This is a genomic window from Domibacillus tundrae, assembly GCF_000970675.1.
GTDB lineage: Bacteria > Bacillota > Bacilli > Bacillales > Domibacillaceae > Domibacillus > Domibacillus tundrae.
In genome coordinates this window covers 834,548-846,936 of sequence record NZ_LAJA01000001.1, presented here as the reverse complement: position 1 = coordinate 846,936, position 12,389 = coordinate 834,548, and the positions used below count along the sequence as shown (strand labels likewise).

At 39.1% G+C, this 12,389-nt stretch carries 12 protein-coding genes and 1 riboswitch; of the genes, 5 read left to right on the top strand and 7 right to left on the bottom strand.

The genetic code is table 11. The annotated features are described in order from the left end of the window. Nucleotides 1–345: 345 nt before the first annotated feature. Nucleotides 346–912 carry a hypothetical protein gene (locus tag VQ00_RS04270; protein ID WP_046178816.1) on the bottom strand — a complete coding sequence of 189 codons (567 nt, stop codon included), beginning with the start codon at nucleotides 910–912 and terminating at the stop codon, nucleotides 346–348. Between the two features lie 540 nt (nucleotides 913–1,452). Then, a riboswitch (cyclic di-GMP riboswitch) is annotated at nucleotides 1,453–1,542 on the top strand. 51 nt (nucleotides 1,543–1,593) lie between these two features. On the opposite strand from VQ00_RS04270, the gene VQ00_RS04260 reads away from it, so the two are divergent. The 3 genes from VQ00_RS04260 (at nucleotide 1,594) to VQ00_RS04250 (ending at nucleotide 5,674) form a co-directional block, all read left to right on the top strand. After that, the gene (locus VQ00_RS04260) at nucleotides 1,594–2,052 is read left to right on the top strand and encodes a chemotaxis protein CheW (protein WP_046178814.1); all 459 of its coding nucleotides are present in this window, start codon (nucleotides 1,594–1,596) and stop codon (nucleotides 2,050–2,052) included. 89 nt (nucleotides 2,053–2,141) lie between these two features. Next, a complete protein-coding gene (locus VQ00_RS04255) occupies nucleotides 2,142–3,827 on the top strand; it encodes a methyl-accepting chemotaxis protein (protein WP_052728318.1) in 1,686 nt (561 codons plus the stop codon). A 323-nt stretch (nucleotides 3,828–4,150) separates the two neighbouring features. Next, nucleotides 4,151–5,674 carry a recombinase family protein gene (locus tag VQ00_RS04250; protein ID WP_046178812.1) on the top strand — a complete coding sequence of 508 codons (1,524 nt, stop codon included), beginning with the start codon at nucleotides 4,151–4,153 and terminating at the stop codon, nucleotides 5,672–5,674. 86 nt (nucleotides 5,675–5,760) lie between these two features. Here VQ00_RS04250 and comGB read toward each other — a convergent pair whose 3' ends face one another. The 4 genes from comGB to VQ00_RS17645 form a co-directional block, all read right to left on the bottom strand. Beyond that, entirely contained in the window at nucleotides 5,761–6,852 is a 1,092-nt protein-coding gene (gene comGB, locus VQ00_RS04245; protein ID WP_082091455.1) for a competence type IV pilus assembly protein ComGB, read from the bottom strand. Further along, complete coding sequence (comGA, locus tag VQ00_RS04240) at nucleotides 6,755–7,822, bottom strand: competence type IV pilus ATPase ComGA (protein WP_046178810.1); 1,068 nt, start codon at nucleotides 7,820–7,822, stop codon at nucleotides 6,755–6,757. Before comGA ends, comGB begins: the two co-directional genes overlap by 98 nt. 132 nt (nucleotides 7,823–7,954) lie before the next feature. Further along, nucleotides 7,955–8,200 carry a DUF2626 domain-containing protein gene (locus tag VQ00_RS04235; RefSeq protein WP_046178809.1) on the bottom strand — a complete coding sequence of 82 codons (246 nt, stop codon included), beginning with the start codon at nucleotides 8,198–8,200 and terminating at the stop codon, nucleotides 7,955–7,957. Nucleotides 8,201–8,325: 125 nt separating this feature from the next. Further along, nucleotides 8,326–8,763: a helix-turn-helix domain-containing protein gene (locus tag VQ00_RS17645; RefSeq protein WP_052728317.1), complete on the bottom strand. Its 438-nt coding sequence runs from the start codon at nucleotides 8,761–8,763 to the stop codon at nucleotides 8,326–8,328. Nucleotides 8,764–8,939: 176 nt separating this feature from the next. On the opposite strand from VQ00_RS17645, the gene VQ00_RS04225 reads away from it, so the two are divergent. After that, on the top strand, nucleotides 8,940–9,320 hold the full coding sequence (locus VQ00_RS04225; protein ID WP_046178808.1) for a Spx/MgsR family RNA polymerase-binding regulatory protein: 381 nt from the start codon (nucleotides 8,940–8,942) through the stop codon (nucleotides 9,318–9,320). 37 nt (nucleotides 9,321–9,357) lie between these two features. Here VQ00_RS04225 and VQ00_RS04220 read toward each other — a convergent pair whose 3' ends face one another. Beyond that, nucleotides 9,358–9,987: an MBL fold metallo-hydrolase gene (locus tag VQ00_RS04220; RefSeq protein ID WP_046178807.1), complete on the bottom strand. Its 630-nt coding sequence runs from the start codon at nucleotides 9,985–9,987 to the stop codon at nucleotides 9,358–9,360. Nucleotides 9,988–10,159: 172 nt separating this feature from the next. Here VQ00_RS04220 and VQ00_RS17970 point away from each other — a divergent pair, with 172 nt between their 5' ends. Beyond that, on the top strand, nucleotides 10,160–10,336 hold the full coding sequence (locus VQ00_RS17970) for a DUF2759 domain-containing protein (RefSeq protein ID WP_046178806.1): 177 nt from the start codon (nucleotides 10,160–10,162) through the stop codon (nucleotides 10,334–10,336). 64 nt (nucleotides 10,337–10,400) lie between these two features. On the opposite strand, the gene VQ00_RS04210 is transcribed toward VQ00_RS17970, so the two are convergent. Then, nucleotides 10,401–12,272, bottom strand: coding sequence for an LTA synthase family protein (locus tag VQ00_RS04210; protein ID WP_046178805.1), 1,872 nt, complete (start codon nucleotides 12,270–12,272; stop codon nucleotides 10,401–10,403). Nucleotides 12,273–12,389 lie beyond the last annotated feature (117 nt).

The following is a 12,389-nucleotide window of genomic DNA, read 5'->3' as shown; positions in this document are numbered from 1 at the left end:
TTGGTCTTTTTAATGCTTGTCTACCCTGAAAATATCCTTCCAAAAAGACGTTTTTTCATGCGCCATGGTGCGAATCTTATTAGCATGGCTGTCTCTGTTAAAGAAAGATGTTGATAAAAGCTTGGTTATTTACATGCAAAATGGAGCTCTAAAAGAAAGTTTGATCAAAAATACCCTGTAACTCCTTATTCTATGGGACACAAAAAGAATCCATTTTGAAAAAAATCGATCAAATGGATTCTTCCCCAGCAAATCAGCGTTCAGTTTTTATAAAAAAGTTTGATCATTTAAAACAGAGAATAATGCACAGTAGACCGAAACTGTTGAGTAAAGAAATTTCCCAACTTACTTTAGGAGTTTTACTTTTTCTCTCAATTCTTTTATTTCTTTAATCATTTGGGCTGGATAATCCTTTGGAGAGTCTTTTCGTTTGTTTTCTCCCTCAAACACTTTGTACTCAAGCAGCACTTGCCAAAAATGTTCTGCTTCATTTAACATCGCTTCTAAAAACTCTTTTTCAGGAAGCACAGCCTCCGCAAAAATGTATTCATCCCATTCACCGACAAGAATAAAGTGTAACGAACCATTTCCTAATGAAGTCCATTTTAATGTAACAGGGTCAATGCCATACATAGTTTCAGCCTGACGGTTTTTCAGATATTGCTCAATCGCTGTAAAATACGTTTGTTCCCATAAACTCAAACCATCTGGTCCATCGATCCCGATAACTGTTTTATTTTGATACTTGATTGTCACAACCATTTGGATATACTCAGGACTAAATTTTCGATAAGCAAAATAATCCTTAAACTTGGATGACTCCTCTAATCCTATATACCGTTCTCTTGTAAAAAGACTTAAATCTGCAATGTCATATGAATGCTTTTCTAAAAAGGTTTTGATTTCAAACATTATTTGTCTCCTTTAAAACGATTTTTCTTTTATTTCAACGTAGCCCCATACTCAAACCATTCGTTAGTGCGACAAACCGAAGCTAATCAACAGTTCGTTCCTACTGTACAATAAAACGGTACATCTTTTTTATGAACGATTTAACTTTTTTCAAAACGGTGCGACTTTTTTATAAACAGTTTAACTTTATTTCAAACCGACACAAAAATTGATAATACATAATTGGGACGTACTGTTGACTAATATCTCGCAATCCCCTCCCTGTTTTCACAACATACAAGAAAGTAACCGTGAACTTAGGTTCTTACATTAAAAATTTAGTTAATGGAATAAAATACACATAACTTTCAAATATCCGACATTTTTCGACATAAAAATAGAGACAAATATTGCTTCCAAAGAAATGTAGGTATATAATCCTTTAGTGCTATTCAATTAAATATTTAAGGGTATTTAGACTTATAAAGACTTATCTTTTGTTTGAAAGTGAGATTTCTTTCAACATAGATATTCTCAAGTTTTACTCGGACAATTTCAAAGTATTGATAAGGGTAAAATCATTGAAAGGTGATGACGCAAAGCCAGAGGGTCTAAGGTTTAAAAAAACTATGACAGTTTTAAGCTGGATATTCCTTATCGGAGTATGCAGTTTTTCAATTTATAAAGGAAAAGAGAGAATCAATGAAAGATTTTAAAGCAATTATTTTTAACGTGGGGAATGCACAATTTGGTATGGACATTCAACGAGTCTTCTCTATTGACAGAATGGATCGTATTACGATTTTACCGAATTTGCCGCCGTATATGAAGGGAGTTGCGGATCTACGAGGAGAAGTTGTCCCTGTCATGGATTTACGTTATTTTTTATCGGAATATGACTACTTACAGGAAACAAGCAATACCCAAATCATAACCATAAAAATACATGATCGAGTAATCGGATTAATCGTCGATATAGCAAATGATGTAGTCGATATTTCCTCAGCTACAATTCAAAAGCCTGATTTTCATGACATAGACCTCTCATTTGTTTTAGGGATTTCAATAATAAATGAAGATTTATTAATTCTTTTGGATATTGATAACTTACTCAGTAATGCTGCAGATTTAGAAGAACTGTTACAAAGGTTAGATGTATAACCTAGTTTGTTAAAAAGGTGTTTACCATAATGCTATAACATGAAACTGAAAATAAAATGAATCTTTAATTCAAGCAGGAGGATATAAAAATGAGCATAAACAAAAAATTGTTTAGTGGATTTGCAGGAGTGCTTGCACTGCTGGTTCTGATCGCAGGAATCAGCTTATACCAGCTCACATCCATCACCAACCAATACTCTTTTTTAATTGGTGAACAAGTTAAAAAGGTTACCAGCGCTAAGGAGCTGAAGTATTTAGTTACAAAAGAAATGAGAGATGTGCGAGGGTTTCTGATTTCAGGCAATGAGGATCATATTGAAATATACAAAACAGCCGTTGCTGCTTACGATAAAGAAGAAACCTATTTGAAATCTGTTCTTGTTGCACCTGAAGCACAGCAGCTGCTTGACGAATTAAACAAACTTCATTCCGATTATGCTGAAGTAGCTGAACAAGTGTTCACTTATAAAAAAGCGGGAAATACGGAAGGTTATGTGAAATTACTTGCGGAGAGAGGAACCCCTATCGGAAATGAGTTTGCCGCCAAAGCAGGTGAGCTAGAAAAAATGTGTCTGGATGTACTAAAGACGGAAAGTGAGAAAGCAGCACACCAGGCAGCCAATTTAAAAATAACAATCTTAATCTTCTCCATCCTTGCCATTATACTTGGGCTGGCACTTGCTTTTTACATTAGCCGTATTATCGCCGGACCGGTGGGCAAAGTGGCAGAAGCAGCAAAGCAAATTGCGGATGGCGATCTTTCCTTTGCAGATATTCAAGTAAAAAATAAAGATGAAATCGGAGACATGGCAGATTCGTTCAACGTCATGAAGCAGAATTTACGTGAAGTCATCCGTGAAGTAAACGAAAGCTCAGAACAAATCGCAGCATCATCTGAACAACTGACAGCGGGTGCAGAGCAAACAGGCAATGCCACTGAACAAATCACCGTTTCCATTCAGGAAGTAGCCAATGGGGCCGAAAGCCAGACGGTAAGTGTAGAAGAAAGTGCAAAAGCATTAGAAGAAGTAACGCAGGGCATTCAGCATATGGCAGAAAACTCTTCATCTATTGCAGAATCAGGTGCGCAGCTATCAGAAAAAGCAAAACAAGGTGGCGAATACGTAGAGCAAACCGTTCAGCAAATGGAGTCCATTCACCAGTCAGTAGACGTAAGTGATGAAGTGATGAAGCTGCTTGATAACAGGTCGCAGGAAATTGGGGAAATCACGCAGGTGATCACGTCTATCGCCGACCAGACGAATTTGCTGGCACTAAATGCAGCAATTGAGGCGGCTCGGGCTGGAGAACATGGAAAAGGATTTGCGGTGGTAGCAGATGAAGTCCGTAAACTAGCGGAGCAATCCCAGCAGTCATCGACACAGATTTCGCAGCTGATTAAAGAAATACAAGCAGATATGGTCCGTTCAACTGATTCAATTGGCCAAGTGAAAGCTGATGTCCAAAAAGGGCTTGGAATCGTTGAAAATACCCAGTCAACCTTTAACGAAATTCTACATTCAATGGATAGCATAAGCACACAAATTCATGAAATGGCAGCCACTGCGCAGCAAATGTCAGCCGGAGCTGAAGAAGTAAGTGCAACGGTTGAAGGAATTAGCAGTATTTCCAAGCAAACTTCTATGCATTCCCAGGGAGTGGCTGCTTCCACAGAAGAGCAGCTAGCATCTATGGAAGAAATAACCACCTCCGCCAATGAGCTTTCTAAAATGGCTGCCAATTTACAAGAAGTTATGGGTAAATTTAAAATATAATTTGATTATAGTATGCAATAAAAAAACAGTTGGTTATTTAATCAACTGTTTTTTATTTGTAAGTTTTCAGTCAGGCTAGTAGTCATTAGCGGTTTATTATTTATTTTTTGAGTGACAATTTTTATTCGTTTCCCTTTTCTTATTGGTGTGCTCTGTTATATACTTTAGAGAACGTATATTCCCAAAAAGACCTTTGATTTACCTTTCATTATTAAGTATGTATGGTCTCTCTTGAATAATGGACGATAAAAAAGCCTTTTTGTATTCTCCAGCAGATTGAATACTACTCGCTTTTCATAAAAGCTTAAAATGAGGTGAAAGAAATGCGGACAGCAATATACATTCGAGTATCAACAAAAATGCAGGAAGATCGTTATTCTTTATCGGCCCAGCACACCGAATTGACTTCTTATGCGCTAAATCAAGGATGGAAAATTATTAGTGAATTTAAAGATGTCGAGAGTGGCGGAAAATTAGATAAAAAAGGGTTAACAGCTCTTCTCGATATGGCTGAGGATGGACTTCTTGATGTAGTGCTCTGTATCGATCAGGACAGGCTCTCTCGCCTCGATACAATAGCCTGGGAATATCTAAAGGCTACGTTGCGTGACAATGGCGTCAAAATAGCGGAGCCGGGCCGTATAACCGATTTGTCGAATGAAGATGAAGAGTTTATCAGTGATATTAAAAACCTAATCGCCAAGCGGGAGAAAAAGTCCATCGTCCGGCGAATGATGCGTGGAAAAAGGCAGCGCATGCGTGAAGGTAAAGGCTGGGGTAAAGCTCCTCTCGGATATTTGTATAATAAAACAGAAGAAAAATACGAATTAGACGAAAAATGGGCATGGGTAATCCCTTTAATCGACAACTTGTATTTAGAAAAGCAATTAGGTATGATGGCGATTTCAGATGAACTCAACAAAATTTCTCTTACACCTTCAGGGACACATTGGAATGAAACACTTGTACATCGCCGGCTGATCTCGAAAGCTTTTCATGGTGTCATGGAAAAAACATTTTCAAACGGAGAAACAATTTCGATTGAAGATATGTATCCCAAATTAAGGACCGAAGAAACATGGCAGCAGATCCAGGAAGAACGAACAAAGCGTGGCTCGCAGTACAAAGTAACAAGCCGGGTCAAACATGATCTACATATTTTAAGAAGGACCAGCTTCCTTTGTGGTGAATGCGGGAGAAAGATAAATTTAGAAATGCACGGGACGAAAAAATCACCTCGGTACTATTTAAAGCATGGACGCCGTATAAGAATTAAAGATCAAAGTGTATGCGACATTGCGATTAACACAGTCCGCTTTGAACACCACATCATTCGGGCCATTAAAGAAATTCTGTCGAGTGAAGAACATGCAAAGAAGTATATTGACCTTGAATATGATGATGAAAAATTAGTGTTATTGGAAAAACAGCATAAAGAAAATCAAAAGCGTATCGCTTCTCTAAATGGAAAAATAGATAATCTGTTGGACCTCTTTCTTGATGGATTATTTAATAAAGAGACACTAATACAGAAGCAGACTGAGATTCAAACAGAGCTGGATCGAATGAATACAGAAACCCAGGAACTTCACGCAAAATTAATTTTAATAAGAAGTAGCCAAAATAACTACGATAGCATTTATGAATTGTTTGAAGCAGCAGAAGGATTTGAAACGGAGCTGATGCCACTCGAACGCGCCCAGTTATTCGGTAAGATTTTCCCGAAAGGAATTTTATACAGGGAACGTCTTGACCTGCAATTTAAATTAAATGGAGCACCGATCAATGTTGAATTACCAATTGACTCTGATCCTTTCCCCTGGCATCGATCAAAGAAACAAAAATAAATGGGGGCTATTCCCCCTATTTATTTCTATTAGCGTGAAGCCTCGTTCATTTTTTACTAGTTGTTTCATCTTTTCTTCCTCCTTTATTAGACGGATCCGATCATTTCAAACATCGGAAGCATGACCGATAAATAAACAGCCATTACAATCGTACCGATAATTAGAAAGACAGCCGGCTGAATGATCCCAGTCAATTTTTTGATTTTGTCTTCAACAAGCTGGTCACAAAATTCAGCGTAGAGAAGCAATTCTTCACCGATTCGCCCATTTGCGCCTCCATGACCAATTAAAGCGGACAGCTTTCGGTCAAACCAAGGGATGCTGGAAATCGCTTCTTGTAATGTTTCTCCCATGATTAATTGACCATTTATTTTTTTTGACACCGCACGAAGCATCGGATAAATAGTTTGCTCTTCAAACACATGCAGCAGCTCATTAACCGCAAATCCGCTATTTAATAGCTGAGCCGCTTCCCGTGCAAACAGCCGGGTAAAATAAAGTTGAAAAAACGTTCGAATATATGGAAGTTTTGACAGCATATCTGCTTTCTTATGCGGTGAAAGCAGCTTGTAGCGAGCAAATAGAAACAGGCAGATACCTGTCAGTGTGGGTACAATAAGAAGAACTGCTGGCGGAGCCCATTGAAGAAAAAAGAGTAGAAGAGCAATTACCCCCTCAGGCTCGTAGCCCATTGAAGCATGCAGGTCGCGGAACTGAGGAAGGACAAATGTGTTTAAGACCGTTAATAAAATGACAAGTAACGCGAGTAAAAAAACGGGATATTGTAAAAGCCTGATGAGCTTTTCTTTCGATTGTTCTGATTTTCTCCACTGTGTTCCTGCGTGAACGAGTGTTTCTTGAACATTTCCATGTTGTTCAGCAAAGAAAACTTGCAGGCATATAAGCGAAGGAACATTCAAAATCGGCAATATTTCATGAAGCGGCGTTCCATCTTGAAGCGATTTTCGAATCACCGCTATTTGTTTTTTATTTATGCCTGAAATGTTCATCATTAAAAAATCAACTGCATCACCAATCGTAAATCCTTTCATCATCATTTCACCGAGCCTCATAATGAAATCAGCGCCATTTTTCGCTGACATCCGCTTCGCCAAAATGCCAGCGAGCCCACTCTTCATGCGCGATGAATCCATACGCCATCCCCTTTCGCAATTCATCTTTTAACCTCTTGTAAGCTGATAATGTTTCGCCGTTTGTCACCTCCTTTAGCGCCTGTCCAGACAGCATTTCACAAACAATGGCCTGTCGTATTTCCTGCGTGCACTCATCTCCGCAAGAAGTTCCACATTCCGGGCAAAGGATGCGAACGAGCCGCTGAGCGGTTATACCGGTCATTGTTTGAGTGATTTCATGACGCGAAACGCCCAGCTCTATTAACCTTTCAATTACGCCGGCAGCGTCACGGGCATGGATTGTCGACAGGACTAAATGACCTGTGAGAGCACTTTTTACAGCGGCTCGGGCTGTTTCTTCATCCCGTATTTCTCCAACCATAATTACATCAGGGTCATGACGCAAAATCGCTTTTAAGCCGGTTGAATACGTAATGCCTGCTTTTTCATTTACTTGTATTTGCACGAATGAATCTTGTTGTTTTTCAACGGGGTCTTCAAGTGTAATAACGTGTTTGTTTAGAGTGGCTGCACAATGCTGAATCATGGAGTAAAGCGTAGTTGATTTTCCACTTCCGGTCGGACCGCTAAGCAGGATAAGACCATGTGAATGGTTTAATAAGGAAGTCAGTTTCGTTGCTGTATATGGAAATAATGTCAGTTCTGAAAGATGTGGGACGTGTTTTTGAGACAATATACGGATGACGAGGCTTTCTTTGTGAGGAACAGCAGGAAGTGTCGAAATTCGCAGTGATAACGGGAGCCCGTTAATCATTTGCCGAAAAGAGCCGCTTTGGGGTTTTCGTTTTTCACCAATATCCATTGATGCAGTAAACTTTAAATACGCGATAAGCCTTTCCCCTTCACGAATAGAAAATGAATCGCTTTTAGACAGCTCCCCACCAGCACGCATTTTTATCAAATAGCCATTTGTTTTCGGTGTTAAATGAATATCCGTTGCCTGCATACTGACAGCTGCAGCAAGCATTTGTGCAATTTTTTGTTCGACTTGCAAATCATCACCTTCTTTCTTTTTTTGAGCATACTACAAAAGTCTGAATATTTCATTACTTTTTGAGGGCATTTACAAAACTTTAACAAAAAAAGCCTTTAAAGCAAATATTTGCTTTAAAGGCTTCGGGTGACATTAATGTCCGCCGCTTCCTGGCGTCATCATGAACGTTGACCAATATGTAAACCCTGCAAAGAAAACGGTCAAGTATGCGCCAAAAACATAAATGTACATGCGCTCAGAAAGACGTAAATACCCTAATAACAAGAAAAATCCAGTTTGACCGAGGAAAAGCAGTGCGGTAATATTCATGTGCCCGAGATAAAACATCAAAGCAAAAATCGCAGTCCAGAATGCCATTACACGAAACATTCGATCCATTATGTATCCCCCCTTTATGGACTTACTCCATCAATAACATATTATAAAGGAATACATATGGAATTGTAAACGTTTCTTTCCATCAGTTTGTGACGACTGCTTAATACGTGCAATCCCCGCAGCCATCAAGCATCGTCGTTTTTTGATAGAGCTCCATTTCCCCGAACAAGCGCCTGCATCACTCCTTGCAAAAAAGCTTTATGAATCCGGCAGGTTATCGCCGCTTTTTCATATAGCAATTGTTTAAATGGGCAATTGCAAATGACAAATTGGACATTTGGCTTTCCTTCTATTTCTTCCATTTGCGGCGCATATCCAACACGAGCTGCCAGCTTGTATACTTTGCCCGGACACCCGCCTTTTCCCGTTTTATGCAAAAAAGAAGCGATTAAATTTGCATCCTCAAGCTTTGTTAAATGAAGGCGCGCCACGTTTGGATGTATGTTAAATTCAGCTGCTGCGTCTTGCACGGTCACATTTGCATGTCCTTTTAAAATATAGTCATAAATTGAATAGCGTATCCCATCTGCAAGTGCACCGCTTACTTTTAAAATGGTGTTCATTTTTATTACCCCGTCAGTTTTTATCTATTATAAGCAATAATCTTATGGAGAAAAATGATAAAGTCATACTTTTTCGCTTGTTAAGAAAAAAGACACAATTCGCAGAATAAAAAAATGTACAATTATTGTATAAGTATTGTACAATATATTCAAGAAGAAAAAAGGGGGACTATTCAATGTCTACTGTTACTTTTTTTACGTACCCAAGCTGTACATCATGCCGAAAGACGAAAAAATGGCTGTCTGCCCATTCAATTGATGTTCAGGAGCGTCACCTTTTTCGTGAAACACCCTCACGTCAAGAACTGCTTACCTTGTTGTCCTTGACATCAGAAGGGCTTGACGAACTGCTTGCTACGCGCAGCAGCACGTTTAAATCATTAAATCTTAACGTAGATGATATGTTGTTATCCGATGTGATCGACTTGCTTATTCAAGAGCCCAAATTGTTGCGCCGCCCGATCTTAACGGATGGAGAAGCAATTGTTGTTGGATATAATCCTGAAAAACTAAGAAGCTTAACAAAAAAGAAGCAAGTCATGAAATATACAGGGTAACATAAAAAAGAGAACACCATGGCGGCGTTCCCTTTTTTTAAAATCCGTTTAAAAATGGATTGCTGTCCATTTCTGTAATAATGGACGTTGCTGGTCCATGTCCAGGGAGCACAATCGTTTCTTCAGGCAGGGACATAATTTTTTCATTGATACTGTCAATCAAGACCTGGTGATTGCCACCAGCAAGGTCTGTACGCCCGATGCTGCCCATGAACAGTGTATCCCCTGCAAATAAGGCGCCGCCTTCTTCAAAATAATATGAAACGCTTCCTGGCGAATGGCCGGGCGTATGCAGCAGTTTAAACGTGAACGAGCCAACAGTGAGCTCTTTTTCCTTGTCAATGAGGACATCTGCCGAAGGAGCGGTAATGACCCCCATGCCAAAACGGCTTGAACCGTTCAGCTTTGGATTCTCAAGCCATGCTTCTTCTTCCTTATGAAGGTAGACAGGAATGTTGAACGTTTGTTTAAGCGAACCGACAGCGCCAATATGGTCAAAGTGAGCATGTGTCAGCAAGATAGCCAATGGCTCCAATTTATTTTCTTGCAGCCAGCTAACGAGCTGATCTCCCTCTGACCCCGGATCAAAAATAATACATTTAGACTCGTGGGAAAGCACGTAGCAATTAGTTTGCAGCGGGCCAAGCGGCAATTGAGTCCAATCCATATGATCTCCACCTTTCTCATTATCCTTTTGTATCGTAACAGGAAATCACCGCTGATAAAAGAATTATCCGTTTTCACTCTCGACAAATACTAAAAAAACTTATACAATAGGGGTGTGTTTTGCAATTACATAGTTCTTTTTATTGATTCATTATAGAAAGGGGTTTGGTACGATGAACGGTTTAACAATCATTTTTGCGCTTATTGCCATTCTTGCAGTATTCAGCACAATCAGTGCGTTGAAAAACAAAAACCCGCTCGGTATTTTCTTTGGACTTGGTACAGCTGGTGTTATCGGCTGGTTCACAATCATGACCATTTTAAATCATGGCTATCCAGCAGCCCATTAAAAAAAGCACCTGACTTTGATCGGGTGCTTTTTTCATGGAAAAAAACTGCCTCGAAAGGCAGTTTTTATTGTTCTTTTATCGCAGAATCCGGATCATAGAAGCGAAGCAAATCGCCATAGATCACCCGATCCGAATAATTTAATTCTGTTGCAGCTTTTTCGATATAAGGTGCACAGTAGGTTGCATCTGTTTGTTCACCTGTTGCTTTATCCCAGCATGCATCGCCGGCATATACGTAATCCTCAGTGACAAAACGGCCGTCACGGAATGCTGTGAAGTTTTCATGGTCTTCAGACAGCAAATCTTGTCCAAACTGGATGTCACCCTTCGTGTCGATTCCAAGAAGGTGCAATAGCGTTGGGCGTACATCTACTTGTCCGCCTACCGTTGAGATTTCTTGTCCATCCACACCTGGAATATGAATCAGAAATGGTACTTTTTGAAGCTCTGCTGATACGTAAGGCGTTACTTCCTTGCCAAGGTATTGAGCCATCGCTTCATTATGATTCTCAGAAATACCGTAATGGTCACCGTACAGGACAATGACAGAGTTTTCATACAGACCTGCTTCTTTTAAATCTTCTACAAAGGTTTTCAATGCTTCATCCGTATAACGGACAGTGACGAAATAGCGGTTTAACGTGCCGCTGTTAGAATTAAATTCATCGATCATTTTATCTTCTTCATCATAATAAAACGGATGATGATTCGTTAATGTGATCATTTTTGAATAGAACGGCTGCGGCATTTCTTTCATTAAGCCCACCGACTGTTCAAAAAACGGTTCATCTTTCATTCCCCAGTTCACACTGTTGTCTTCATTAACGTCATAATCATTTACATCATAAAAACGTTCATATCCGATCGCATCATACATAATATCGCGGTTCCAGAAGCTTTTGTTATTAGCATGCATTGCATTTGGAAAATAGCCGTTTTCTTTAAGCTTTTCAGCCATTGAATTAAACTCATTGCCTGAATGTGTAAAGAAAACTGCTCCACGGCTCAGCGGATAAAGAGAGTTTTCAGTTAAAAACTCAGCATCAGCCGTTTTTCCTTGTCCGGTTTGATGATAGAAATTCGTGAAGTTTAAGCTTTCTTTCGCAAAATCATTTAAAAATGGTGTAATTTCCTGGTCATTGACTTTATTGTTCATTACAAAAGCCTGTGTTGATTCAACAGATACCATAATTAAATTTTTCCCTTTTGCGGCACCGAACAATTCATCGTTTGGCGCTGCATAATTTGCATCAGAGAAGTTTCCGATTTCTGTTAATTCACTGCTATCAGCCAGTGCACGCTGAGCGGACGATTTAGACTGAAGGAAAATGTCATAAATATGATAGTTAAATGTACCAATATTTTTCACAAGCATTTCCCGGTCAAACGTTCTTGTTAACAACTGGGGCCGTTCAATTTCCGCCAATCCAAGATTTAAAAACATAATCGCAGCAGCTGACAAAAAGTAAGCACGGCGATTCATTTTTGACATTGGGCGAAATTTCACAAACGATGGTTTAAATTTAAGCAGAAGAAATAAAATAATGACATCTGCAAAATACAAAATGTCAGCTACGTTAAACTCTTCTGTTACACTATTGCCAAGATCGGCAAAGTTACTCGTTTGAAATAAAAGCGGCATCGTAATAAAATCGTTGAAAAAGCGGTAAAAGACAACATTGGCAAACAGCAGGAAACTCAAGAAAAAGCTCATACCCAGTAGGTAACGATTACGTGTTTTATCGCTTTTAAAGAAAAATCCGACACCCATTGCCAGCATAATAAAGCTGAGCGGGTTAATCAGTAAAATAAATTCTTGCAGCGTGTTTTCAATATCCATGTTAAAGCTTGTTTTATAGACGATATATGTTTTCATCCATAAGAACAAAACAGCGACAGCAATAAGCGAAATGTTGCTGCGTATTGTTCTTGTCATTTTTCCAGCCTCCTCGTTACATCTGTAACAAAACCGTTCAGGGGTTAAAAATTTTTAACCTTTTGTAAATTGCCTTTTCCAATCTTAATACTTTTTTTACAAAAAATCAAACAGAAT